19 protein-coding genes, 1 tRNA gene, 1 pseudogene and 1 riboswitch are annotated in these 24,731 nt (G+C 74.4%); of the genes and pseudogenes, 10 read left to right on the top strand and 11 right to left on the bottom strand.

Annotated features, from left to right (window positions below; all coding sequences use genetic code 11):
- Positions 1-90: 90 nt before the first annotated feature.
- On the bottom strand, positions 91-1,608 hold the full coding sequence (locus AB2L28_RS06775) for a helix-turn-helix domain-containing protein (protein WP_370717992.1): 1,518 nt from the start codon (positions 1,606-1,608) through the stop codon (positions 91-93).
- A 209-nt stretch (positions 1,609-1,817) separates the two neighbouring features.
- Between AB2L28_RS06775 and AB2L28_RS06770 the strand changes: the two genes are divergently transcribed.
- Positions 1,818-3,665 carry a phosphoenolpyruvate carboxykinase (GTP) gene (locus tag AB2L28_RS06770; RefSeq protein ID WP_370718373.1) on the top strand — a complete coding sequence of 616 codons (1,848 nt, stop codon included), beginning with the start codon at positions 1,818-1,820 and terminating at the stop codon, positions 3,663-3,665.
- A gap of 107 nt (positions 3,666-3,772) precedes the next feature.
- Here the strand turns inward: AB2L28_RS06770 and AB2L28_RS06765 are convergent, their stop codons facing one another.
- The gene (locus AB2L28_RS06765; RefSeq protein WP_370717991.1) at positions 3,773-4,738 is read right to left on the bottom strand and encodes a zinc-binding dehydrogenase; all 966 of its coding nucleotides are present in this window, start codon (positions 4,736-4,738) and stop codon (positions 3,773-3,775) included.
- Between the two features lie 126 nt (positions 4,739-4,864).
- Between AB2L28_RS06765 and AB2L28_RS06760 the strand changes: the two genes are divergently transcribed.
- Positions 4,865-5,740: an acyl-CoA thioesterase gene (locus tag AB2L28_RS06760; RefSeq protein ID WP_370717990.1), complete on the top strand. Its 876-nt coding sequence runs from the start codon at positions 4,865-4,867 to the stop codon at positions 5,738-5,740.
- A gap of 68 nt (positions 5,741-5,808) precedes the next feature.
- On the opposite strand, the gene ettA is transcribed toward AB2L28_RS06760, so the two are convergent.
- Complete coding sequence (ettA, locus tag AB2L28_RS06755) at positions 5,809-7,491, bottom strand: energy-dependent translational throttle protein EttA (protein WP_370717989.1); 1,683 nt, start codon at positions 7,489-7,491, stop codon at positions 5,809-5,811.
- A gap of 92 nt (positions 7,492-7,583) precedes the next feature.
- On the opposite strand from ettA, the gene AB2L28_RS06750 reads away from it, so the two are divergent.
- Positions 7,584-7,656: transfer RNA gene (locus AB2L28_RS06750), tRNA-Arg, on the top strand.
- Positions 7,657-7,658: 2 nt separating this feature from the next.
- On the opposite strand, the gene AB2L28_RS06745 is transcribed toward AB2L28_RS06750, so the two are convergent.
- Positions 7,659-9,383, bottom strand: a complete 1,725-nt coding sequence (locus AB2L28_RS06745; protein WP_370717988.1) for a hypothetical protein — start codon at positions 9,381-9,383, stop codon at positions 7,659-7,661.
- 270 nt (positions 9,384-9,653) lie between these two features.
- Here AB2L28_RS06745 and AB2L28_RS06740 point away from each other — a divergent pair, with 270 nt between their 5' ends.
- From AB2L28_RS06740 to AB2L28_RS06725, 4 genes are all read left to right on the top strand, one after another.
- Positions 9,654-10,949: an ABC transporter substrate-binding protein gene (locus AB2L28_RS06740; protein WP_370717986.1), complete on the top strand. Its 1,296-nt coding sequence runs from the start codon at positions 9,654-9,656 to the stop codon at positions 10,947-10,949.
- 66 nt (positions 10,950-11,015) lie between these two features.
- On the top strand, positions 11,016-11,984 hold the full coding sequence (locus AB2L28_RS06735; RefSeq protein ID WP_370717985.1) for a carbohydrate ABC transporter permease: 969 nt from the start codon (positions 11,016-11,018) through the stop codon (positions 11,982-11,984).
- Positions 11,985-12,000: 16 nt separating this feature from the next.
- On the top strand, positions 12,001-12,873 hold the full coding sequence (locus tag AB2L28_RS06730; RefSeq protein WP_370718372.1) for a carbohydrate ABC transporter permease: 873 nt from the start codon (positions 12,001-12,003) through the stop codon (positions 12,871-12,873).
- Between the two features lie 141 nt (positions 12,874-13,014).
- A complete protein-coding gene (locus AB2L28_RS06725) occupies positions 13,015-13,797 on the top strand; it encodes an aldo/keto reductase (RefSeq protein ID WP_370717984.1) in 783 nt (260 codons plus the stop codon).
- Between the two features lie 20 nt (positions 13,798-13,817).
- Here AB2L28_RS06725 and AB2L28_RS06720 read toward each other — a convergent pair whose 3' ends face one another.
- From AB2L28_RS06720 to AB2L28_RS06705, 4 genes and pseudogenes are all read right to left on the bottom strand, one after another.
- Complete coding sequence (locus AB2L28_RS06720; RefSeq protein ID WP_370717982.1) at positions 13,818-14,042, bottom strand: RNA-binding S4 domain-containing protein; 225 nt, start codon at positions 14,040-14,042, stop codon at positions 13,818-13,820.
- Positions 14,039-14,401, bottom strand: coding sequence for a hypothetical protein (locus tag AB2L28_RS06715; RefSeq protein WP_370717981.1), 363 nt, complete (start codon positions 14,399-14,401; stop codon positions 14,039-14,041). The genes AB2L28_RS06720 and AB2L28_RS06715 overlap by 4 nt, the downstream gene beginning before the upstream one ends.
- 95 nt (positions 14,402-14,496) lie before the next feature.
- Positions 14,497-15,072 carry an ATP-binding cassette domain-containing protein gene (locus AB2L28_RS06710; protein WP_370717980.1) on the bottom strand — a complete coding sequence of 192 codons (576 nt, stop codon included), beginning with the start codon at positions 15,070-15,072 and terminating at the stop codon, positions 14,497-14,499.
- A 1,481-nt stretch (positions 15,073-16,553) separates the two neighbouring features.
- A pseudogene (locus AB2L28_RS06705) lies at positions 16,554-17,798 on the bottom strand (ATP-binding cassette domain-containing protein); the annotation flags it as partial.
- Between the two features lie 314 nt (positions 17,799-18,112).
- On the opposite strand from AB2L28_RS06705, the gene AB2L28_RS06700 reads away from it, so the two are divergent.
- Together AB2L28_RS06700 and AB2L28_RS06695 are read left to right on the top strand one after the other, a co-directional pair.
- Positions 18,113-18,892 carry a potassium channel family protein gene (locus AB2L28_RS06700; protein WP_370717979.1) on the top strand — a complete coding sequence of 260 codons (780 nt, stop codon included), beginning with the start codon at positions 18,113-18,115 and terminating at the stop codon, positions 18,890-18,892.
- A gap of 978 nt (positions 18,893-19,870) precedes the next feature.
- Positions 19,871-20,284: an NAD(+)--rifampin ADP-ribosyltransferase gene (locus AB2L28_RS06695; protein ID WP_370717978.1), complete on the top strand. Its 414-nt coding sequence runs from the start codon at positions 19,871-19,873 to the stop codon at positions 20,282-20,284.
- A 19-nt stretch (positions 20,285-20,303) separates the two neighbouring features.
- On the opposite strand, the gene AB2L28_RS06690 is transcribed toward AB2L28_RS06695, so the two are convergent.
- The 3 genes from AB2L28_RS06690 to AB2L28_RS06680 all read right to left on the bottom strand — a co-directional run bounded on the left by AB2L28_RS06690 (position 20,304) and on the right by AB2L28_RS06680 (position 23,196).
- Entirely contained in the window at positions 20,304-20,798 is a 495-nt protein-coding gene (locus tag AB2L28_RS06690) for an HNH endonuclease (RefSeq protein WP_370717977.1), read from the bottom strand.
- 366 nt (positions 20,799-21,164) lie between these two features.
- Positions 21,165-22,016 carry a C40 family peptidase gene (locus AB2L28_RS06685; protein ID WP_370717976.1) on the bottom strand — a complete coding sequence of 284 codons (852 nt, stop codon included), beginning with the start codon at positions 22,014-22,016 and terminating at the stop codon, positions 21,165-21,167.
- 2 nt (positions 22,017-22,018) lie between these two features.
- Positions 22,019-22,188: riboswitch (cyclic di-AMP (ydaO/yuaA leader) on the bottom strand.
- A gap of 324 nt (positions 22,189-22,512) precedes the next feature.
- Positions 22,513-23,196: an iron-dependent transcriptional repressor DtxR gene (locus tag AB2L28_RS06680; RefSeq protein ID WP_370717975.1), complete on the bottom strand. Its 684-nt coding sequence runs from the start codon at positions 23,194-23,196 to the stop codon at positions 22,513-22,515.
- A 131-nt stretch (positions 23,197-23,327) separates the two neighbouring features.
- Between AB2L28_RS06680 and AB2L28_RS06675 the strand changes: the two genes are divergently transcribed.
- Positions 23,328-24,707 (top strand): cryptochrome/photolyase family protein, encoded by a 1,380-nt coding sequence (locus AB2L28_RS06675; protein WP_370717974.1) that lies wholly within the window; start codon positions 23,328-23,330, stop codon positions 24,705-24,707.
- The last annotated feature ends 24 nt before the right edge of the window (positions 24,708-24,731 follow it).

The following is a 24,731-nucleotide window of genomic DNA, read 5'->3' as shown; positions in this document are numbered from 1 at the left end:
CGGTCCGGGGACCGCGGGTCGGCGTGGGGCCAGGTCCTGGCCTCGTCGTCACCTTCGCACGCGCTCTCGCCCGACGCACCCGCGGGACGTTCAGGCCGGCGGCGTGCGCGGGGCGTGGGAGTCGAGGAAGGAGTACACCTCGAGGTCGTCGACACCGGGGAAGCGTCCCGACGGCAGCGGCGCCAGCGTCTGGGCGTGCAGCCGCGCGCTGGGCCAGGCGTGCTCGGCCCAGCGGTCCGCCACCGCCTGCGGCGGCCGGCGGCAGCACGCGGCCTCGGGGCAGGTGCTCCTGGTCCGCACCCGGGTGTCGCGGCCGCGGAACCACTTGGCGTGCGCGTACGGGACGCCGACGGTGATGGAGAACCCGCCGTCGTCGCTGGCGCCCGTCTGGCTCGAGCACCAGAACGTCCCGGCGGGGGTGTCGGTGTACTGGTAGTTCTCCGTCGTGCGGTTCCGCACGTCGAACACCGTGCGAGCGGTCCACTCCCGGCACACCGGTTGCCCCTCGATGGCGCCGGAGGAGTCCTGCGGGAAGGGCACCCCGTCGTTCTCGTACCCCCGGTACAGCGCGCCGTCGTCGCCGACGCGCAGGAAGTGCACGGGGATCCCGAGGTGGGAGGTCAGCAGATTCGTCAGGCGGTGCGCGGCGGCCTCGTGGGTCACGCCGAACGCGTCGCGGAAGTCCTCCACGGCGAGGTCCTTGTCGGCCTTGGCCGCGGACAGGAACTCCACCGCGGCACTGCGCGGGAGCAGGCAGCACGCCGCGAAGTAGTTGATCTCCAGCCGCTGGCGCAGGAACTGCGTGTAGCTGGCGGGCCGCTGGTGCTCCAGCACGCGGTGCGCGATGGCCTGCAGCGCCAGGGACCGCAGCCCGTGGCCGCCGGGGATGGAGGCGGGCGGCAGGTAGATGCGGCCGTTGGCCAGGTCGGTGACGGTGCGCGTGGAGTGCGGCAGGTCGTCGACGTGGATGATGCTGAACCCGAGGTCGGTGGCCATCCGCGCCACCTGGCGGTGGGTGAGCGCCCCGACCGTGTACCCGGCCGAGCGCACGAGGTCCTCGGCGAGCTCCTCGATCTCGGGCAGCTGGTTGTCGACCGCCCGCATGAGGAGGCGGATCTCGGTGTTCGCGCGCCGCGCCTCCTCCGGGGTGGCGTTGGAGGCGTCGTGCCGGCGGACGAGTTCGCGGTGCAGCCCGACGAGCGCCTCGAGCGCGTCCGTCGGCAGTTTCCGGCTCGAGCGCACCTCCGGCAGCCCCAGCGCGCGCGCCAGCGGCGTGCGCTGGGCGTGGTCGAGCTCGATCTCCAGCGCCGCGCGCCGGCTCGGCGGGGGCGCGGGGTCCAGCAGGTCCGCGGGCGGTACGCCGAGCGCGCGGGCGACGGCGGTGATGAGGGACAGCCGGGGTTCGCGCTTGCCGTTCTCCACCTGCGAGAGCTGGCTCTGCGCGGCCCCGACCTGCTCCCCGAGCTGGGCCAGCGTCCACCCCCTGGCCTGTCGGTGGTGACGGATGCGGCGGCCCACGGTCAGGGCGTCCAGACCCGTCTCGGGAGCCGGCGGGGCGAGCGCGGGATCGGTCAGGGGTTCCAGCGCAGCGACGCGCAGCGGGGCCATGCGGTTCACCGTAGGTGAAGAACGGGGGATCTTCACCCACCTGAGTCGTTGTCCGGGGGGTGCGTGCACCACAGGATCGGAAGACGACGCACCACCGATCCACCGCCGACCACCGCTCCCGAAGGAGGCACGCCGACGTGACCATCGAGTTGACGCGTGACGCACCCGTCCAGCCGGCGGGGACCCCGCTCCCCCACCGGCCCGCCCGGCTGAGCGTCCAGCACCCCGGTGCCGACCCGTCCGTCGTGGCGTGGGTGCGGCGGGTCGCGGCCCTCACGCAGCCGGACGCCGTCGTGTGGTGCGACGGCTCGGCCGAGGAGTTCGACCGGCTCACGACGCAGATGGTCGAGGCGGGGACGTTGATCCGGCTGAACGAGGACCTGCGGCCCGGCTCGTTCCTGGCCCGGTCGGCCCCGACGGACGTGGCGCGCGTGGAGTCGCGCACGTTCATCGCCTCCCGCCGCCGCGAGGACGCCGGCCCGACGAACAACTGGCGCGAGCCGACCGCGTTGCGCGAGGAGCTGGCCGGGGTGTTCGACGGTTCGATGCGCGGCCGCACGATGTACGTGGTGCCGTTCTCGATGGGCCCGGTCGGCGGTCCGATCTCCCAGCTCGGCGTGCAGGTCACCGACTCCCCGTACGCGGTGGTCTCGATGCGGGTCATGACCCGGACGGGGACCGACGCCCTCGCCGCGATCGGCCCGGGCACCGCCTGGGTGCCGGCGGTGCACTCGGTGGGGTTCCCGCTGGTGGACGCCGTCGGCCGGGCCCGCCCGGACGTGGCCTGGCCCTGCAACGACCTGAAGTACGTCGCGCACTTCCCCGAGTCCCGGGAGATCTTCTCCTTCGGCTCCGGCTACGGCGGGAACGCGCTGCTGGGCAAGAAGTGCTTCGCGCTGCGCATCGCCTCGGCCATGGGCCGGGAGGAGGGCTGGCTGGCCGAGCACATGCTGCTGGTCAAGGTGACCGACCCCGACCAGCGGGTGTTCCACCTCGCCGCGGCGTTCCCCTCGGCGTGCGGGAAGACGAACCTGGCCATGCTGCGCCCGACGCTGCCGGGCTGGCAGGTGCAGACGATCGGCGACGACATCGCCTGGATGCGCCCCGACGACCAGGGCAGGTTGCGGGCCATCAACCCCGAGGCGGGGTTCTTCGGGGTCGCCCCGGGCACGGGATGGTCGACGAACCCGACGGCGATGCAGATGCTGGACCGGGACGTCATCTTCACCAACGTCGCGCTCACCGACGACGGGGACGTGTGGTGGGAGGGCATGACCGAGCAGGTCCCCGAGCACCTGACCGACTGGCGCGGGCGGGACTGGACCCCGGCCTCGGCCACCCCGGCCGCGCACCCCAACGCCCGGTTCACCGTGGCGGCGGCGCAGTGCCCCTCCATCGCCGGCGACCTCGACGACCCGGCCGGCGTCGTGGTCGACGCGGTGCTGTTCGGCGGGCGGCGCCGGACGAACGTGCCGCTGGTGTCGCAGGCGCCGGACTGGCGGGCCGGGGTGTTCCTGGGGGCCTCGATCTCCAGCGAGCAGACCGCCGCGGCCGAGGGCACGGTCGGTGAGCTGCGGCACGACCCGTTCGCGATGCTGCCCTTCTCCGGGTACGACATGGCCGACTACTTCGCGCACTGGCTGGGCATGGCCGACCGGTTGTCGCAGCCGCCCGCCGTGTTCGGGGTGAACTGGTTCCGCCGGGGTGAGGACGGGCGGTACCTGTGGCCCGGGTTCGGGGAGAACTCCCGCGTGGTCGCGTGGATCTGCGCCCGGCTGGCCGGGCAGGTCGGCGCGCTGCCGACCCCGGTGGGCCTGGTCCCGGTCCCCGGCGACCTGGACGTGGCCGGGCTGGACGTGCCCGCGGCCGACCTGGCCGAGTTGTTCGCGATCGACCCGGCGACGTGGACCGCGGAGCTCGACGAGCTGGAGACGTACTTCGCGCGGTTCGGGGACAAGCTGCCCCGCGACCTGACGCGCCGCCTGGAGGAGGTCCGCGGCGAGCTGCGCGCGGCCCGCTGGGAGCAGCGCCGCTGGGCGGAGTGGACGACCGACTGAGCCGTCCGGACCCGAACCCCCGACCGGGGTTCCCCACGAACCACCGCCGTCACGTCCACCGGGCACCGGGCTCGCCGGGAGGACGTGACGGCGGTGACCTCCCGCGCTCAGACGCGCACGAGGACCTTGCCGACGGCCTCGCCGGACTCCAGCCGGGCGAAGGCGTCGCGGGCGTCGGCGAGGGCGTGCACCGAGTCGACCTCGGGGGCCAGTCCGGCGCTGTCGCAGAACTGCAGCAGCCGCTCGAACTCCTCGCGCGTGCCCATGGTCGAGCCCAGGACGCGCAACTGCTTGAAGAACACGTTCTCCAGCATCGCGGGCGCGTCCCCGCCCGTGGTCGCGCCGGCCACGACGACGCACCCGCCGGGTTTCAGCGACTGCACCGAGTGCTTCCACGTCGCCTCGCCGACCGTCTCGAACACCGCGTCGACGCGGGCGGGCAGCCGCTCCCCCGCGGCGAACGTCGCCGCCGCGCCCCAGGCGCGGGCCTTCTCCAGCCGCTCGGGCGAACGCCCGGTCACCCAGACCCGCAGACCCGCCGCCGCACCGAGCGCGACCAGCGCGTTGGAGACGCCGCCGGCGGCGCCCTGGACGAGCACGGTCTGCCCCGGCACGGCCCGCGCCTGGGTGAACAGCATCCGGTAGGCCGTCAGCCACGCCGTCCCGAGGGAGGCCGCGCGCTCGGGCGACCAGCCGTCCGGCCGGGGCAGGACGTTGCGGCGCGGGACCCAGACGTGCTCGGCGATCGTCCCCGGGTGCCGCTCCGACAGCAGCGTCCGTCGCGGGTCGAGCGTCTCGTCCCCGCGGAAGTCCTCGTCGGAGACGACGGCGTGCACGACGACCGCCGACCCGTCCTCCAGCGTCCCCGTCGCGTCGCAGCCGAGCACCATCGGGAGGCGGTCGGCGGGCAGGCCCACCCCGCGCAGGCTCCACAGGTCGTGCCGGTTGAGCGCGGCGGCCTGCACGTCGACGCGGACCCAGCCGGCCGGCGGCTCGGCGGCCGGGGCGTCGGCCACCTCGAGGGCGGACAGGGGGTCGTCGGAGCTGGCGCGGACGGCGCGGGCGGCGAGCACGCGCCGACGCTACCCCCGACCGTGCCGCCGCACCCGCGCTGCGGCGCTCGGTACGGTGCCGAGGTGCCCGACCGCCACCGAGACCACCACCGAGACCACCACCGAGACCACCACCGAGACCACCACGTGTCCCCGCTGCTCGACGTCCTCGACGTCCACCCCGCCGACGCCCCCGGCGACGGGGCCGCGGACGTCTTCACCGGCCCGAACCTGCCGCACTGGCGCCAGCGGCTGTTCGGCGGCCAGGTGCTGGGGCAGGTGGCGGTCGCCGCCGGACGCACGGTCGACGCGGACCGGTCCCTGCACTCGCTGCACGCCTACTTCCTGCGGCCCGGTGACCCGCTCGTCCCCGTCGCGTTCGCCGTCGAGCGGCTGCGCGACGGGCGCTCCTTCTCCGCGCGCCGCGTGCAGGCGGTGCAGGACGGGGTGCCGATCCTGTCCGCCATCGCCTCGTTCCAGACGCCCGCCGAGGGCCTGGACCACGCCGAACCGGCCCCCGACGTGCCCGACCCCGAGGACGTCGTCAGCGACTACGCGGTGCTCGACGCCTCCGACCACCCGCTGGCCCGGCAGCTGGGCCGGGGCCGGCACGTGGAGCTGCGGCACGTCGAACCGACCCTCTACACGGCCCCCGACCCCGAGCGCCGCGCCCGGCAGGCGGTCTGGTTCCGGCTCGACGCCCCGCTGCCCGGCGACGACCTGCTGCAGCGGGGCGCCCTGGCCTACGCGAGCGACCTGAGCATCCTCGAGCCGGTCCTGCGCCGGAACGCGATGGCGTGGTCCACCCCGGGGATGAGCGTGGCGAGCCTGGACCACGCGATGTGGTGGCACCGGCCCGCGCGGGCCGACGAGTGGGTCCTGTACGTGTCCGAGAGCCCCAACGCCTCCGGGGCGCGGGGGCTGGCGACGGGGCGGATGTACGACCGGCAGCGCCGGCTCGTGGCCACCGTCGCGCAGGAGGGAATGGTCCGTCTCCCGGCGCCCGGGCAGCGGGGTCGGTGACGCACCCGGCTCACCCGGTGAGCCGGGTGCGCCCCCGGTCCCGACCCCGCGCCGATCGGCGGTGACCCTCAGTCGCGGGTGAGCTTGCGGTACGTCACGCGGTGCGGGCGGGCGGCGTCGGGGCCCAGGCGGGCGACCTTGTTCTCCTCGTAGCCGGCGAAGTTGCCCTCGAACCAGTACCAGCTCGCCGGGTCCTCCTCGGTGCCCTCGTAGGCGAGGATGTGCGTGGCGACGCGGTCGAGGAACCAGCGGTCGTGGCTGACGACGACGGCGCACCCGGGGAACTCCAGCAGCGCGTTCTCCAGCGAGCCGAGGGTCTCGACGTCGAGGTCGTTGGTCGGCTCGTCCAGGAGCAGGACGTTGCCGCCCTCCTTGAGCGTCAGGGCCAGGTTCAGCCGGTTGCGCTCCCCGCCGGACAGGACCCCGGCCGGCTTCTGCTGGTCCGGGCCCTTGAACCCGAACGCCGAGACGTAGGCGCGCGAGGGCATCTCCTGGTTGCCGACCTGGATGAAGTCGAGACCGTCGGAGACGACCTCCCACAGCGTCTTGGAGCCGTCGAGGCCCCCGCGGGACTGGTCGACGTAGGACAGCTTGACCGTCTCGCCGATCTTCAGGTCGCCCGAGTCGAGCGGCTCGAGCCCGACGATCGTCTTGAACAGGGTCGTCTTGCCGACGCCGTTGGGACCGATGACGCCGACGATGCCGTTGCGCGGCAGCGAGAACGACAGCCCGTCGATGAGGGTGCGGTCGCCGAAGGACTTCTTCAGGCCCTTGGCCTCGATGACCACGTTGCCCAGGCGCGGCCCGGCCGGGATCTGGATCTCCTCGAAGTCGAGCTTGCGCGTGCGCTCGGCCTCGGCGGCCATCTCCTCGTAGCGGGCCAGCCGCGCCTTCGACTTCGTCTGCCGGCCCTTGGCGTTGGAGCGCACCCACTCCAGCTCGTCCTTGAGGCGCTTGGCGAGCTTGGCGTCCTTCTTGCCCTGGACGTCGAGGCGCGCCTGCTTCTTCTCCAGGTAGGTGGAGTAGTTGCCCTCGTAGGGGTAGGCGCGGCCGCGGTCGAGCTCGAGGATCCACTGCGCGACGTTGTCGAGGAAGTACCGGTCGTGGGTGACGGCGAGGACGGCACCGGGGTACTTCGCGAGGTGCTGCTCCAGCCACGTCACGGACTCGGCGTCCAGGTGGTTGGTGGGCTCGTCGAGCAGCAGCAGGTCGGGCGCCTCGAGCAGCAGCTTGCACAGCGCGACGCGGCGCTTCTCCCCGCCGGACAGGTTCGTCACGGGCGAGTCGCCGGGCGGGCAGCGCAGCGCGTCCATGGCCTGCTCGAGCTGGGAGTCCATGTCCCAGGCGTCGGCGTGGTCCAGCTCCTCCTGCAGGGTCCCCATCTCGGCCATGAGGGCGTCGAAGTCGGCGTCCGGGTCCTCGAACAGGCCCGTGATCTCGTTGTAGCGGTCCATCTTCCGCTTGAGCTCGCCCAGGCCGTCCTGGACGTTCTGCAGGACCGTCTTGGACTCGTCCAGCGGCGGCTCCTGCATGAGCATCCCGACGCTGTAGCCGGGCGAGAGTCGGGCCTCGCCGTTGGACGGCTGGTCCAGCCCCGCCATGATCTTCAGGACGCTCGACTTGCCCGCGCCGTTGGGTCCGACGACGCCGATCTTCGCCCCCGGGTAGAAGGAGATCGAGACGTCGTCGAGGATGACCTTGTCCCCGTGCGCCTTGCGCGCCTTCTGCATCTGGTAGATGAATTCCGCCACGGCCCCAGGCTAGTCGCCCGCGCCGGGGCGCCCGCCACCCGCGGGGTCGCTACGCTGACGGCCAGCTGCACCAGCCGGTCCGCCGGCGCCCTGCGCTCGTAGCTCAACGGACAGAGCGACCGGCTTCTACCCGGTTGGTTGGGGGTTCGAATCCCTCCGAGCGCGCCTCAGCGGTCGTGCGCCGCCCGGCCGCCCCGCAGGCGCAGCCGCAGCACGCCGGGCGTCCGTCCCGTGAGGTAGACGCGCTCGCCGCCGGCGGCGTGGCTGCCCTGCAGGTAGTCGTACTGCTCCCCGCCGTCGTAGCGCGCGGGCTGGTGCTCGCCGCCCGCGCCCACCGCGCCGCCCTCCCGGGTGAGCACCACCTCGTCCTCGCCCACGGCGTACCGCAGCTCGGGGCCGGTGAGGACCCGGCCGCCGTCGGCCACCGGATCGGCGCCGGACAGGACGCCGCCGGGGCGGAAGGAGAGCTCGAGCGCGTAGGAGGTCGCCGCCCCGGCCAGCTCGACGGTGAGGTCGGCGCCGTCGTCGAGCAGCGCGACGCGGACGGTCGTCGTGAGCTCGACGGGGTCGACGGCGCGGCGCTCGAAGGCCATCGCGGCGTGGAAGCGGCCCTCGTCGCCCAGCGGGTAGGTCCCGGTGGGGTCGCGGTCGGCGGCGGGCAGCGGCTGGTAGTAGCCGGCCCGCAGCTCCTGCCGCAGCACGAGGGCGCCGTCGTCGTCGCGTTCGAGGGTGGCGCTGCGGAACGGGCCGAGCCCGAAGAACGCGGTCGAGAGCCGCACCGACTCCAGGACGGCGGCGCCGTGCCGGAAGCGCAGGAACGTGGCGGTGTTGGCCGTCCCGGACCGGATGGTGCCGACGGCGGGCTGGTCGCTGCCGCCGGAGACGACGGTCCGGGTGCGGCCGGCGGCGTGGACGGCCAGACCGGACGCGGCCAGGACGGCCTCCCCCGCCCACGCCCGCCCCGTGCCCGCGGGCAGCACCCCGCCCAGGGCCGGGTGGGCCAGCACCTCCGGCAGCACCGACCGGCCGTCCAGGCCGCGGGACTGCAGCAGCCGGGCGGCGTCGGCGAGGTCGCCGCGGTCCTCGGCGAGGGCGAACCGCCGGTACGCCAGCAGCAGCCCGGCGCCGGGGTGACCGGCGGTGTGCTGGTCCTGCCGGCGCGAGTGCACCGACTCCAGCGCGCCGTCCTCGTCGAGCAGCGGCAGGAAGGCCTCGAGGTTGCGCCGGACCGGGTCCAGCAGGTCGGGCCGGTCGAGCAGGTCGGCGATCACGAGCAGCGACGGGCTGGTGACCGCCCCCGCGTACAGCGGGCTGCGCTCGGAGTACATGCCGTCCTCCTGCAGGTCGACCCCCTCGGCGAGCCACTCCTCGACCCGTCCGCGCACGGCCTCCGGCGCCCCGAGGAGCGCACCGAGGCGGGCCAGGGCGCTCGAGAGCTCCCAGCGGTGGTTGGGCGTGTGCACCCCGCCGGTCAGCAAAGGCGGGAGCGTCCGCCCGGCGACGGCGCGCAGACCCGCGGCCAGGTCCGCCAGCGCGGGTTCGCGCCCCGCGAGCTCGGCCGTCAGGCACAGGTCGTTGACGGTGAAGGCCGTGTCCGGCGGCGAGGCGAGGTTCGTGCTGTCGAACAGCCCGCTCGGCGTCTGCGCCGCGGCGAGCAGCGTCCCCAGGCGGGCCGCGAGGACGGGGAGCCGGTCGTCGTGGTGGTGGGCCGACCGCGGGTGCGAGTAGGCCGTGACGAGCCCCTTGAGGCGGGCGGTCGTCTCCCGGTGGGCCAGGGGTCCGAGGTCGGTCGCACCGGCGGCGAGCAGACCCCGCACCCGGTGGTCGAGGTCGGCCACCAGGGCGGCGGTGAAGGCGGTGTCGTCCGCCGGGGCCACGGGGGCAGCGGGCACGGGGCGTCCTCCAGGACGGTGGGGTGGGCGGCGCGGCCGGGGCGCGGGAGCGCGGGAACCCGCGACGACCGGTGACGATAGTGTGCACATGACCTGACGTGAAGTCATCCGGTCGAGGAAGCACCGGACACCTTGACCGGGTAAGCCCTTTCCACTTACCGTCCTGGCACCGCCGGAACAGCGGTGCCGCACCTCGCACCCGCCACGGGCGACCCGTCCGCGGCGGTCGCGCAGGAGCGACTGGGGACCGGAAGACGAGGAAGTCACACCATGAGCCAGAACAGCACGAGCCGACGGTCCGTCCTCCTGGGCTCCCTCGGGGCCCTGACCGCGGGAGGGGCCCTGACCGCCTGCGGCGGGGGGGATTCCGCCTCGGGCGGGGACGCCTCGACGATCACCTTCTGGCTGTCGGCCAGCGACGCGCAGGCGAAGGGCTACTACGACCTCGCCGACGAGTTCAAGGCCCAGAAGGGCATCACGGTCGAGATCGTCAACGTGCCCTACGACGGGTACCAGACGAAGCTGCGCCAGGCGGCCCAGGCCGACTCGCTGCCGGACGTGGCCAGCGCACCCTCGCTGGACCCGATCTGGACCAACAAGCTGCAGGACCTGACGGCCGTCGCGACGAGCTCGACGAACAAGATCGACAGCAAGCTGTACCAGGAGACCGACGACGGCAAGATCCTCACGATCCCGTCCGACATCACCGCCGCGGGCCTGTTCATCAACACCACGCTCTTCCAGCAGGCCGGGGTCGCCTACCCCACCGAGCCGGAGAGCACCTGGACGTGGGACGAGTTCCTGGCCGCGGCGACGCAGGTCCGCACCTCGACCGGCGCCAAGTACGACCTGGTCTACGACGCCTCCCCCGCCCGGATCCGGGCTTTCATCTACGAGCACGGCGCCGACGGCTTCCAGCTGGACGACGACGGGACCGCGTTCTCCGTGCAGGCCCCGACGGTCGAGGCGCTGCAGAAGTTCGTCGACCTCAACGACGACGTGGTGATGCCCAAGTCGGTGTGGACGTCGGGGGCCGACCCGAACGCGCTGTTCAAGAGCGGTCAGGTCGTCGCCTACTTCTCGGGGGTCTGGCAGGTCGCCGACTTCACCGAGAGCATCAGCCAGTTCGAGTGGGCCGCCGTCCCGACCCCGGCCCAGCCCACGCAGGCGACCGACATCAACACCGGCGGGAAGATCGTCGCGTTCGACAACGGTGACACCGCGGACGCCGCGATGCAGTTCGTCGAGTTCCTCTACGACCCGACCAACTACGCCGAGATCGCCGCCACGAACGGCTGGCTGCCGGTCGAGACGGGGCTGGACATCGCCTACCCGGCGACGAGCCAGACCGCCCTGGACGCCTACGCGCTCTACCAGAAGGAGATCGAGATCGCCGACCCGATCTCCACCTCCGGCAACGAGAACGGTGAGAAGCTCACCCTCATGGGCAAGGCCATCACGACCGACCCCACCAAGGACGAGCTGGGCAAGGCCATCAACGGTCAGCAGACCGTGCAGCAGGCGGTCGACACCATCGTCCGGCTCCTCAACGAGCAGATCGCCTGACCCACCCCGACCGCCCCACCCGAGGGACCCGGGCCTGCGGGCCCGGGTCCACCCCCAGGAGGTTCCATGACCCCCGCGACACCGGGTCCGGTCCCCGCCGCGGTCGGGGACGACCCCGCGGCCCTCGCGCGGACCGCGCGTCCCTCCTCGGGCCGCGCGAACCGCCGCCGGGCGGCGCGCTACCGCCTCGCGCCGCTGCTGTTCGTCGCCGTGAACGTGGCGCTCTTCGCCCTGTTCTTCGTCTGGCCGGCGGTGACGGGTCTGTACTACTCGTTCACCAGCTACACCGGGGTGGGCTCGGCCCCGTGGGTGGGGCTGGCCAACTACCAGAAGCTCTTCGGCGACTCCGCCTTCTACTCGGCGTTCGGCCGGACCGTCTTCTTCACCGCGATGTCGGTGCCGCTGATCTACGTCCTGTCGCTGACGACGGCCGTGCTGCTGACGAACGCGCACACCAAGGGCAAGGTCGTCGCGCGCGTCCTGTTCTTCGTCCCCTGGCTCATCTCCCCCATCGTCGCCGGCGTCATCTGGCGGTGGATCTTCGGGGAGAACTTCGGGTTGGTGAACTACCTCATCACCTCCCTCGGCGGCGAGGCGGTCCCGTGGCAGTCGAACGCGAACCTGTCGCTGGTCATCGTGGCCATCGCCGCGGCGTGGGGCGGGACGGCCTTCAACATGCTGCTGTTCGTGGCCGCCCTGCGCAACGTGCCGGTCTCCTACCACGAGGCGGCCTCGATCGACGGCGCCTCGCCCTGGCAGCGGTTCCGCTACATCACGCTGCCGAGCATCGCGCCGACGTCCTTCATCGTCATCCTGCTGGGCAGCCTGGGCGCCATGAAGGAGTACGCCCTGCTGCAGTCGCTGAACGGCGGTGGCCCGGGCACCGAGAACAACCTCATCGTGCAGTACATCTTCCGCACGGGCTTCCAGCAGGGGCAGATCGGCTACGCCAGCGCCGCCTCGTTCGTCCTCATGGCCGTCCTCATGGTCATCGCCCTGCTCCAGGTCTTCGTCAACCGACGCCGGGAGGCGTGACATGGCCCTGTCCTCGCTGCCGCGCCCCAAGGCGCCGGCCCTGCGCCGCAGCACCGCCGCCCGCGAGGGCGGTTCGCCCGCCCGCACCGTCGGGACCACGGTGCTGCTGTGGCTGCTGGCCGTCCTCTACGGCTTCCCGGTCCTGTGGTTCGTGCTGTCGTCGTTCAAGCCGGCCGGTGACCTCTTCTCCTACCCGTTGACGCTGCTGCCGCAGCGGTGGACGTTCGACGGGTACGCGCAGGCCTGGACGAGCTTCAACTTCGCCGGCTACTTCACGAACACGCTGATCGTGGCGGTCACCACGACGGTCCTCACCGTCCTGGCCAGCGCCATGACCGGGTACGCCCTGGCCAAGTACTCCAACTGGTGGCTCAAGGCGTTCTTCCTGTGCATCCTGGCCACGACGATGCTGCCGACCGAGGTCATCCTCTCGCCCTCGTTCCTCGTCATCCGCGACCTCGGCCTCTACAACCAGCTCGCCGGTATCATCGTCCCGTCGATCATCACCGCCACCGGGTGCTTCATGTTCCGGCAGTTCTTCACCACCGTGCCGAACGAGCTGCTCGAGGCGGCCCGGATCGACGGCTCGAACGAGCTGACGACCTTCGTGCGGGTCATGCTCCCCATCTCCCGCCCGATCATGGTGACGCTGGCGATCTTCTCGTTCCAGTGGCGGTGGAACGACTACATCTGGCCGCTCATCGTCCTCAACGACCCGAGCAAGTTCACCCTGCAGATCGGGATCCAGAGCATCGTCGGGGCGCAGAACGTCAACTGGTCGGTCCTGCTGGGCGCCTCGGTCATCTCGATCGTGCCGCTGGTCCTCATCTACCTGGTGTTCCAGCGCTACGTCATGAACGCCGACATCAACGCCGGCCTGAAGGACTGATCGTCCCCCGCACCCCGTCCCGCACCGACGACGACGCCCCCTCCCCGGTCACGGGCGAGGGGGCGTCGTCGGTGCGGGACGGGGTCGCCGGCGCGGTGCCCGCCGCTGCGCGCGCAGCGGAGCGGACGTAGCGTCGCGCAGGTGAGCGAGCACCCCACGACCACCGACGTCCGCACCGCCGACGGCACGCTGGCGCTGCCCCTCGTCGGCCTCGGCACCTACGGTCTGCGCGGGCAGGACGGCTACCGGTCCCTGCGCGGCGCCCTCGACGTCGGTTACCGGCTGCTGGACACCGCGACGATGTACGAGAACGAGGACGAGGTGGGACGTGCCGTCGCCGACGCGGGCGTGCCCGACGTCCGGATCACGACGAAGCTGCACCACGAGCACGCCGGCCGCGAGGACGAGTTCCTGGACCGCAGCCTGCGGCTGCTGCGCGTCGACGTGCTGGACCTGTGGCTCATCCACTGGCCGCCCGGGGGCCGGGCGCGGCCCGACGTGTGGGAACGGTTGGTGGCCGCCCGCGAGGCCGGCCGGGTCCGTGCCGTGGGCGTCTCGAACTACTCGGTGGCCCAGCTCGACGAGCTGACGGCCGCCACGGGCGTCACGCCCGCGGTGAACCAGGTGAAGTGGGGTCCGGCGCTGCACGACGCCGACCTGCTCGCCGCCCACCGCGAGCGCGGCGTCGTGCTGGAGGGCTACTCCCCCCTCAAGGCCACCGACCGCACGGCCGCGCCCCTGCGGGCGGCGGCCGAGCGGCACGGGGTGAGCGTGGAGCAGGTCGTCGTGCGCTGGCACCTGCAGCACGGGGTGGTCGTCATCCCCAAGTCCGGCGACCGGGACCGGCAGGCGCGCAACCTCGACGTCGACGGGTTCGAGCTGAGCGGCGAGGAGGTCGCGGCGATCGACGCCCTGGGCCGCTGAGGCTCACCGGTGGGCGGTGCTCACGCGTCGTCCGTCACGCGCACCGCCCACGAGCCGCCGCCGAGGCCGACGACGTCCCCGTCGGCGAGCTGGCGGCCGCGCCGGTCCTCGGCCTCGCCGTTGACGGTGACGTCCCCGGCCAGCAGCGCCTCCCGGGCCTGCCCGCCGGTGTCGACGGCCCCGGCCAGCTTGAGGAACTGGCCGAGCCGCACGACTCCGGTGACCTCGACGACCTCCGCGCTCACTCCTCCACGGCCAGGGCGCTCAGCACGGCGGCGACGCGCTCGGCTTCGGCGCGGGTGAGGCGCTCGGGGACGAGGACCTCCACGCGGGTGCCGTCGGGCAGCGGGATGGTGTGCATGAGCATCTCGCGGCCGGTCGTGACGACCTCGGCGTCCTGCACGTCACCCCGCCCCGCGCCGGCGTCCGGGGTCGCGGTCGTCCCGGGGGCGGGGCCGCTGCCGAGGAAGGAGCGGAGCCGGTCGATGCCCTGCTCGGCGAGGCGCTCGGCCGTCGGGTCGAGCCCGCCCTGCTTGAGGAGCCCGCGCAGGACCGCGTCGATCGACTCGCCCTGACGCCTGTTCTCGTTCCGTGGGTCCGACATGAGCACAGCCTCGCACCCGCGCGCACGGCCCGCGTCCCCCGTCCGTCGTCGTCCGTCGTCGTCCGTCGTCGCGGCCGGCCCGGTCCACCGCGAGGTCAGCCCGCCAGGTGACCCCAGTCCGCCTCGAGCTCCCGCCACGGGCCGACGGCCTGCACCCGCCCCTCCCCCAGCACCACGACGCGATCGGCCACGAGCAGCGCCGACCGCTTCGAGGACGCCCCCACCACGGTCGTCCCGCGCTCGCGCAGCGCCTGCCACAGCTCCAGCTCGGTGCTCGCGTCGAGGGCCGAGGACACGTCGTCGGCCACGAGGAGGTCGGCCCCCGAGGCCAGCGCCCGGGCCAGCGCCAGCCGCTGGACCTGCCCCCCGGACAGCCGGACCCCGCGGTGCCCGACGAGCGCGTGCCGGCCCCCGGCCGCGGCCACGTCCCGGGTCAGCCGCGCGTCGGCGACGGCGTCGTCGGCCAGGGACCGGGCCAGCTCGTGGTCCAGGGCGACGTTGTCGTCGAAGCTGCCCGACAGCACGCGCGGCACCTGCGCGACGTAGCTGACCTGACCCGGCCGCAGGAACGTCTGCGGGTCCTGCACGGCGACCCCGTTCCAGCGGACCGTCCCCTCGTGGTCGACGAGCCCGGCCAGCGCCGCGAGCAGGCTCGACTTGCCCGACCCCACGCGGCCGGTGAGCAGGACGAGCTCACCCGCCTCGACGCGCAGGTCGACGTCCTGGACGCCCACCGTCCCGTCGTCGTGCACGGCCGTGAGGTGGTCGAGGTCGACGTGCCGCAGGGGGTGCGCGGGGGCACCGCGGGCACCGGGGCGAGTCCGCGGACCAGGTCGGTGCCGGCCGGGACGCGCACGACGTCCTGCGTTCCCGCGAGCGCCGTGACCGCTCGCAGCCACTCCCGCGCGACGGGCGCCTCGGTGATGACGGCCCCCGACACGGTGCCGTAGTAGGCGGCGCCCGCGACGGCGGTGGCGACGAGGAGGGCGTCGGCCAGCGACCACCAGCCGGCCAGGTGCAGCGCCCAGGTCGCGACGGTGCCGAGCTGGACGAGGACGCCCGGCACCCCCTCCAGCAGCGCGCGCACGCGCAGCTCGCGCACCGAGGCCAGCACGCGCCGCCGGTCGACCTCGACGAGGTGCCGCAGGACGTCCGGCACGGCCGCGGCGAGCTTGACGGTGCGGGCCGCGTCGACGGCCGAGCCGAGGTCGCGGCCGAAGACGGCGCGGGCGTCCCCGGCCTCACGGCCCCGGCGGCCGGCCACCGGGGCCCCGCCGACCGAGACGAGCGCCGAGCCCGCCATGACGAGGGCGACGACCGCGCCCGCGGTGAGGTCACCGGCGACGAGGGAGGTGACGGCGACGACGAAGGCGCCGATGACGAGGTCGACGCAGCGGTCGACGTAGAGGACGAACCGCTCGGAGTCCAGGCTGCGGGCCGTGACCTCCCCGGCGGGGACGCGGGCGAGGCGGTGCTGGCGGGTCTGCCCGCGCAGCACCGCCAGGCGCGCGCCGAGGGTGACCGCGTTCCACCACAGCGGGTACACCCGCAGGGCCGCGGCCAGCAGGAACGGCACGCAGACCAGGCTCGTCACGAGCCCGGCCGCCGGCCACCACACCTGCGCGGTCGGCGCGCCCGTCTGCAGGCCCTGCACGACCAGGCCCCACAGCCAGCCCGCGACGGCGCCGTAGGTGCCGAGGACCGAGCACAGGGCGAACAGGACGGCACCGAGCAGCCCCCACCGCCGGTGGCGGGTGATCGCGGTCGCCACGGCCCGCACGAGCCGGGGACGCGGCTGCGCCGGTGGTTCGGGGCGGGGCCGGCGGGGCCGGCTGGAGAGGACCTCGCCGGCGTGGTGGACGGGGTCGAGCTCCGCACCACCCCCGGCGCGCAGCAGGTCCGCGAAGGGGCCGGGGGTGGCGGCGAGCTCGGCGCGCGGGCCGTGCTGGGCGAGCCGGCCGCCGTCGAGGACGGCGACGTGGTCGGCCCGGGCGGTCGTGGACAGGCGGTGGGCGATGAGCAGACCGGTGCGGCCGGCGAGCAGCCGCCCGGCGGCCGCGGTGACGCGGTGCTCGGTGACGGGGTCCATCCGCGCGGTCGCCTCGTCGAGGACGACGACGCGGACGTCGCGCACGAGGAGGCGGGCGAAGGCGACGAGCTGCTCCTCCCCGGCGGACAGGGTGCTGCCACCGGGGCCGAGCCGGGTCCGCAGACCGTCGGGCAGCCCCCCGACCCAGTCGCCCAGTCCGAGGGACTCCACGGCCGAGCGGACGCGCTCGGGGGCGACGTCGGCCCCCAGCGTGATGTTGTCCGCCAGCGTCCCGGCGATGAGTTCCGTGCGCTGGGTGACGACGCCGACGCAGCGCCGCAGCTCCTGCAGGTCCAGGGCCGTGACGTCGAGGCCGCCGAGGTGGGCCTGCCCCGGCGCCGGTTCCAGCGCGCGGGACAGCAGGGCCGCGAGCGTGGACTTGCCCGACCCGCTGCGTCCCACGAGGGCGCACGTCGTCCCGGCGGGGACCGTGAACGAGACGTCGTGCAGCGCGAAACCGCCCGGGTGGGCGAAGTCGACGCCGCGGAACTCGAGCCCGAGGCCCCCCTCGGGTGCCCGCAGGCCGCCGACGGGTTCGGACGGCGAGCCCAGCAACGCCCGGATGCGTTGCAGGGCACCCAGACCGGCCTGGACCTCGGGCAGCCGTTCGGCGATCTGGTTCAGGTCGCCGGCGAACCCGGAGCAGAGCAGGAACACCGTGACGAGCTGGGCGAGGCCGAGCCGGCCGTCGCCGACGAGGACCACCCCGCCGACGACGAGCGCAGAGCACAGCAGCGACAGGACCAGGATCGTGCGGCGGGCCACGACCGCCGAGACCTCGGTGGTGGCGCGGACGCGGTCCAGCACCCCGGCCGCCAGGACCGCGTAGCGGCGCACGACGTGCGGGGCGCCGAGGCTGGCGCGGATGTCGTCGCGCCCGGCCACGGCCTCCTCGAGCTGGGCCGCGTGCTCGGTCCAGGCGACCTCCTCGGCGACCTTGCGCTCGACCAGGACGGCGGTCAGGCGGCGCACGCAGCACCAGACGACGACGGCGACGAGGGGGAACACGATCCACGCGGGCCACCAGACGAGCCCGGCGACCACCCAGCCCAGCAGGATGCGGACGCCGCCGCGCCACAGGTCCCACAACGCCTCCCGGACCAGCCGGGCCAGCTGGCGCGGGTCGTCGTCGACGCGGTCGATGACCTCCCCGACGGCCTGCTCCCCCAGCGCCGGGACGGGCTGGGCGAACGCCGCGGCCAGCAGGTCGGCCCGCAGACCGCCCTCCGCGCGGCCGACGGCGGTGGCCAGGCAGAGCCGGCCGAGGGTGTCACCGGCGCTCGCGGTCAGGACGAGGACGCCGAGCACGACGAGCAGCCCCGCGGCCGGTCCCGCCGCGAGCCGCCCCGTGACGACCGTGCTGAACGTCTCCGCGACGGCGGCCGCGACCCCCAGCACCGCCGAGAGGGTCGCCGGCCGGCCGGCCAGACGTCGCCAGGACGGGGTGGGCGCGGGCACGGGGTGGTTCCTCTCGGGCGGGGCACGTCGCGGTGGCCGCCGCGGGCGACGGTGGCGCTGGTCCAGGACGCTAGCGAGGGCACCGTCCCGGGGGCCCGCCGTTTTCGGGCCACCGACGGGCTACTGTCCCCCCAGCCGCTGCGAGCACCACCGGAGGCGCCACCGTGCCCCAGCCCGACGCCCTCACCGCCGACCGGGGGTCCCGCCCCGGGGACGCCGAACTGCCCGGCCACGTCCTCGTGGTGGCCGCGGCGCTCTGGCTGGTCGCCTACGCCCTGCCCGTCCTGGCGCCGGGCCTGCCGCCGGCCGCGCGCACGGCCTGCGCGCTGGTCTCGGTCGCGGTCTGGGTGCTGTTCGGGGTCGACTACGCGTGGCGGCTCTTCCGGGCCCCGCACCGGCTGCGCTTCGCGTGGACCCACCCCCTCGACCTGGCGCTGCTGGTCCTGCCGGCCCTCGGGCCGCTGCGGTTGCTGCGGGTGCTGACGGTCCTGCGGATCCTGAACCGCAGCAGCGGCGCGTCCCTGCGGGGGCGGGTCGGCCTGTACGTGGGGTCGGCCACCGTCCTGGTGGGCTTCTGCGCAGCCCTGGCCGTCCTGGACGCCGAGCGCGGCGCCCCGGGGGCGAACATCACCACCTTCGCCGACGCCTCCTGGTGGGTCGTGACCACGATCACGACCGTCGGCTACGGCGACTTCCACCCCGTCACCAGCACGGGGCGCCTGGTCGCCGTCGGGTTGATGCTGGCCGGCATCGCCCTGCTGGGGATCGTGACCGCGTCGCTGGCGTCGTGGCTGATCGACCGGGTCAGCGACGGTCAGCAGGAGAGCGCCGCCGCGACCCGCGCCGACGTGGAGGCCCTGGCCCGGGAGGTGCGGCAGCTGCGGGCCGAGCTGCGGGCCCGGGACGCCTCCGCCGGGTCGGCCCCGCCGGCACCCGACGAGTGAAGGGACGTTCTCGCCGGGTGGTGACGGCGCCGCGGTGCGGGGGTACCGGAACCACTTCCCCCGGCTGTCCTGGCGACCGCGGTGTCGCACCCATCGGTGTCACCACGTGGAGTGAGCCGTGGGTGTCCTGTCGCGGTCGCCCCGACGACGTCCGGAGGACACCCACGGCTCACCCCACGACCTGACTCTCGTCGCGGACGAGGCGGCGCCGGTACCGCGGCCAGCCGCACCGCCGTTCCGGCCTCGCGGTCGTCCCGCGGAGTGCGGTCTCCTCGACTGCCGACGACCTCAGTGACACGCGGGTACGTCCCTCGGGGCGACGAACACGGCGACGAGGACTGGCACACCACGCGGGTCGACCTCGACCACGAGGTGCCTGACCACGTCCTGGACGGAACCCCGGACCGGCGAGCTCCCGCGCCGCGCCGCGCCTCTCCCGCCCGGCCCGGCTGACACGACGTCTCGAAGTCCAGGTGCTCACCCGGGGAGATCCCCCCAGGCCGGGGCCGCTGACCATCCACGCCCACTCCGCACCGAACCAGTACGCCAGACCCACCTGCCCCACCTCGAGCAGGTCATCGGGCAGAGCGTCCTCGCCGACAGCCACGACGCGCACCCACTGCCCATCGCGCCCGCACGGCGGACGAGGCATCGACAGCTCCAGGTTCGCCCACGTGGTGCTCCCCGCCGGACGGCCCCACAGGCGGTCCGCACCCTCACGGGCCACCTGCCCGATGCGACCGGTCTGGCGGGTGTTGCCCACCTGCACCTCTCCGTCGGGCCCCCCGACGAGCACCGCGCAGGAGCGGTCGGGCTCGTGACGGACCCGTGCGCGCACCAGCCACGGGGCATCGACCGCCTGAGGATCATCCGTCATCGGCAGCACCACGCGCCGGGGGTCCACCCACCCGCCCGTCCCGCGGTGCGCCGACGCACGACCGCACCGTCGGCCCGGCCGGTGCGCCGTGAGCTGACCCGGTGGTCCTCCCGGACGAACCCGGCCCCTTCTTCCACGGCACGAGGGCCGCGGTGTCCCCCGGCGACCTGCTCGTGGCCGGGCGCCGGTCGAACTACCGTCCCGAGGTCGTCATGAACCACGTCTGCTTCACGGCGCTGCGCGACGGGGCCGGCCTGGCGGCCGAGATGGCCGTGCTGCTCGGGGGCGGCGACCCGCACGTCTACGAGGTCGAGCCCACCGGCCCCTTCGAGGACGACCCGAACGTCACGGACAGGAAGTTCCCGGGCAACCCCACGCGTTCGTTCCGCAGCACGGACCCGCTGCGAGTCGTGCGCGAGGTGCACGGCGGGACCCGGCTGACGCCGGAGGCGGTGCAGCAGTGGACGGAACGGCTGATCGTGCTGCGGGAGACGGACGCCGGGATCGTCAACTGACGACCCCGGCGCCCGCTCGTCAGGCCGCCGTGGCCAGGAAGGAGTCCCACCGCGGGTCGGCCTGGTCGGCGCCGCGCACCGCCCAGGACGCCCCGCGCGGGGGCCCGGGCCGGAAGGGCAGGTGCCAGCCCATCTCCTCCGGTGTCCGGTCACCCTTGGCGTTGTTGCAGCGCACGCAGCACGCCACGAGGTTCTCCCAGCTGTCCGGGCCCCGGCGGCTGCGCGGCAGCACGTGGTCGACGGTCGCGGCGTGCCCGCGGCAGTAGGCGCAGCGCTGGTGGTCCCGGCGCAGGACCCCGCGCCGGCTCACCGGCACGACCTGCCCGCGCGGCACCCGGACGTACCGGGTCAGGAGGATGACGGACGGGCGTTCCAGGCTCACCGTCGCACCGACGACGGGATCGGCGTCGGCGAGGACGACCGACGCCTTCCCCGCCAGCACCAGGACCAGGGCCCGCCGGAAGGACACGACCGCGAGCGGTTCGTAGCCGGCGTTCAGCACGAGCGTGCGCACATCCACCTCCTGAGACGACGAGAGGCGCCGTCCCCGACGGGGGAGGCGCCTCTGAGAGCGACGACGGCCGCATGGTGGTGGTGCACGTGGTGGTGCCCCACGACGTGCTGCCCGGTGGGCCCGTGCGGTACCGCGGTCCCGGCTCCCGCGGTGCGGCCGGGGACGGCGTGCGTGCGAGGTGTCGTCATCGGCCCTCCCCGTGAGTCGGTGCTGCTACCCGTCGTCGTTGACGGCAGCGTACGTCGCGGTGGTGGAAGAGTCAGCAACTTTCCCGTGAACGCCCGTGCGGGTCCTCGCCGGCACCGGCCCGGACGCGCAGGAGGCGTGCACCGCGTCGCGGTGCACGCCTCCTGGACGGGGCCCGGCTCAGACGGTGGGGGCCAGCCGGCCGAAGGTCACGGCGCTGCTCCAGATGGCGCGGAGCTGGACGGGCTTCCCGGCCCGGGGGGCGTCCCACATCATGTTGTCGCCGGCGTAGATGCCGACGTGGTACGCCCGGCCGCCGGAGTTCGAGAAGAACACCAGGTCGCCGGGGACGGCGTCGCCGCGGGAGATGCCCGCGGCGGCCTGCTTCTGGGCGTTGGCGGTGCGCGGGATGTCCACGCCGACCTGGCGGTACACGTAGCTGGTGTAGCCCGAGCAGTCGAAGCCGGACGGCGTGGTGCCGCCGTAGACGTAGGGCGCACCGGCGTAGTCGTCGGCGATGGACAGGATCTGCTGACCCAGCGGGACCGGGGCGGGAGCCGGCTCCGGCGCGGGGGCCGGAGCGGGGGCGGCGACCTCGACGGCGGCGGGGCGGGCCAGGGCGACAGCGCTCTCGGCGACGCTGGAGGCGATGGCCGGGGCGGGGCCGGCGGTGCGGGTGCCGCGCTCGAGGACCGGGGCCACGACCACCGGGGCCGGGGCCGGAGCCGCCGCGAAGGTGGCGGTGGTGGCCAGCGTGGTGGCGGTGGCCGGGGCGGAGACGACCCCGGGCGCCGTGGCGCCGAAGGCGGCCGGGACGGCGGAGGCGGTGCTCGCGCCGACCGCGGCGGGAGCGGCGGCCGGGGCCGCGCTGGCGGGGAGGGCGACCGCGGCGAGCAGGCCACCGGCAGCGGCGGCGACGGCGCCGGTGCGGGCGGCCCCGCCGGCGGTGCGGGCGAGGCTGCCCGACAGGTCGGTCAGGGGCGTGAGGGGGCGGACGGCAGCGCGGTGGCGCGCCTGGACGCGAGTCGTCAAGGTGTGGGCCTCTCCGACGCCTGCGAGGTGAGCTGTCGGGTTCGGGCAGGGAGTAGCCCGGCCGGTTCGCACCGGCTTCACCCCTAGGGCTCGGCCGACCTGCTGGTCGGGCCTGGCCCGGAGAACTTGGTTCCCCCACCCCTGCCATGTGATGTCTCGGGGGACCTCGTCGCGGTGGCAGGGCTCGGCGTCCGCGGGAGGGCATCCACGCACGTGGTCGGGGATGCGGGTGGACCATAACCCGTCCACGACGGCGATGTCACGGCCCGGTGACGAGCAGGTGCCGAGCTGGTGACGTCCCGTCGATCATCAGGTGACGGTGAGTCACGAAGGCGCACTGAACGCCGATCTGCGTGACCACGGGAGGAGTGACGTCGCCACACCGAGCGCGACGGCCTGCGCCGCAACGCCCTGCACCGGGGACCGCCCGGGTGGTCCCCGGTCGCCGGACGCCCCGGGACGTGCGGCGGGGGACGCGGCGCCGCCGGGGCCGGGCTCAGCCGACGGCGACGAAGATGTGGCCCGCCTCGGCGGGTGTGAGATCGACCACGGCGCCACCGACGGTGACCTCGACCCCGGTGCCGGAGGACTTGGCCACGACCTCCACCCCGGGCACGAGACCGGCGTCCTTGAACTTGGCCAGGAGCGGCACGTCGGTCTGGAGGGGCTCGCCGAGGCGGCGGACGACGACCGCGCGACCCTCGACGTCGGGGGACGTCAGCGGCTTGACCCCGACGCGGAACCCCTCGGAGACCTCCCCCTCGCCCAGCTCCTGCAGGCCCGGGATCGGGTTGCCGTAGGGGTCGAAGTGCGGGTGGTCCAGGATCGCGACGAGCCGCTTCTCGACCTCCTCGGACACCACGTGCTCCCAGCGGCAGGCCTCCTCGTGGACCAGGCTCCACTCCAGGCCGATGACGTCGGTGAGCAACCGCTCGGTCAGCCGGTGCTTGCGCATGACGCGCATGGCCTTGGCGTTGCCCGCCTCGGTCAGCTGCAGGCGGCGGTCGGTGCCGACGTGCAGCAGTCCGTCGCGCTCCATGCGGGCCACGGTCTGGGACACGGTGGGTCCGGAGTGGTGCAGCCGCTCGGCGATGCGAGCGCGCATCGGCACGAGGCCTTCCTCTTCCAGTTCGAAGACCGTCTTGAGGTACATCTCGGTGGTGTCGATGAGATCGCTCACCGGGTCATCATCCGGTATCGGCACCGGTGGTCGCACCCCTGTCCGCACCGCCCGCGGGTCGCGCCCGGCCGGCGGACCTGCCCGCGCGCCCCGATAGCGGTCCCGCCCCGCCACGGCTAGCGTCGGCGCCCGTGGCGGCCCCGGCGAGTTCCCGCGAGAGCACCAGCGTCCTGTGGTTCCGGCGGGACCTGCGCCTGCACGACCACCCCGCGCTGCTGGCGGCCGCCCGCGACGGGGAGGTGCTGCCGCTCTTCGTGCTCGACCCGGCCCTGTGGGGGCCCTCCGGCGACGTCCGCCGCGCCTACCTGCTGCGGTCGCTGCGCGCCCTGGACGCCGACCTCGGGGGCCGCCTCGTCGTCGAGCGCGGGGACCCCGCCGAGGTCGTCCGCCGGGTCGCGCGCCGGGTCGGTGCCGGCCGGGTCCACGCCAGCGCCGACGCCGGCCCCTACGGCCGGCGGCGCGACGACGACGTCGCCTCCGCCCTGGCCGACGACGAGCGCGAGCTCGTGCGCACCGGGACCCCCTACGCCGTCGGGCCGGGCACGATCCTCAACGGCTCCGGCAAGCCGTTCCAGGTCTTCACGCCCTTCTCCCGCGCCTGGGCCGAGCACGGCTGGCCCGCACCGGCGCAGCTGCCCGACGACGTCCGCTGGATCCGCGACGGCGAGGGCGTCGACGGCCGGCACTGGCCCGGCGAGCCCGACCTGGGCGACCTCACGCTGCCGGAGGCGGGCGAGGAGGCCGCCCACGACCGGTGGCACGAGTTCCTCGAGCACGGCCTGGCCGACTACGGCCACGAGCGCGAGCGCCCCGACCACGACGGCACCTCCCAGCTCTCGCACGCCCTGAAGTGGGGCGAGCTGCACCCGCGGACGCTGCTGGCCGACCTGCGCCGAAAGCGGTCCGACGGGGCGCAGACGTACCGGACCGAGCTGTGCTGGCGCGACTTCTACGCCGACGTCCTGTGGAACCGGCCCGACAGCGCGCGGGAGTACTACAAGCCGCAGCTCGCCGGCCTGCGCTACGACGACCCCGGCGAGGCCTTCACCGCGTGGGCGCAGGGGCGCACGGGGTACCCGGTCGTCGACGCCGGGATGCGGCAGCTGCGCTCGGTCGGGTGGGTGCACAACCGCGTCCGGATGATCGTGGCGAGCTTCCTCGTCAAGGACCTGCACGTGGAGTGGCGCCACGGGGCGCGGGAGTTCCTGCGCTGGCTGCGCGACGGCGACCTGGCCAGCAACAACCACGGGTGGCAGTGGGTCGCCGGCTCCGGCACCGACGCCTCCCCGTTCTTCCGCGTGTTCAACCCCGTGACGCAGGGGCGCAAGTTCGACCCGCAGGGCGACTACGTGCGCCGGTACGTGCCCGAGCTGCGGCACGTGCCGGGCGGGGCGGTCCACACGCCGTGGGAGGTCGAGGACGGGTACGAGCACGGCTACCCCGAGCGGATCGTCGACCACGCCCACGAGCGGCGCGTCGCCCTCGACGACTACGCCCGCGTCAAGGGCTGAGGACGCCCCACCCACCCGGGCGCC

Origin of the sequence: Kineococcus mangrovi (genome assembly GCF_041320705.1) — a bacterium.
GTDB classification, from domain to species: Bacteria; Actinomycetota; Actinomycetes; order Actinomycetales; family Kineococcaceae; genus Kineococcus; species Kineococcus mangrovi.
This window is presented reverse-complemented; position numbering and strand designations above follow the sequence as displayed.

Coding starts and splice junctions, on each gene's coding strand:
- AB2L28_RS06775 (WP_370717992.1), bottom strand. CDS start 1,608: ATGGCCCCGCTGCGCGTCGCTGCGCTGGAACCCCTGACCGATCCCGCG.
- AB2L28_RS06740 (WP_370717986.1), top strand. CDS start 9,654: ATGAGCCAGAACAGCACGAGCCGACGGTCCGTCCTCCTGGGCTCCCTC.
- AB2L28_RS06735 (WP_370717985.1), top strand. CDS start 11,016: ATGACCCCCGCGACACCGGGTCCGGTCCCCGCCGCGGTCGGGGACGAC.
- AB2L28_RS06715 (WP_370717981.1), bottom strand. CDS start 14,401: ATGTCGGACCCACGGAACGAGAACAGGCGTCAGGGCGAGTCGATCGAC.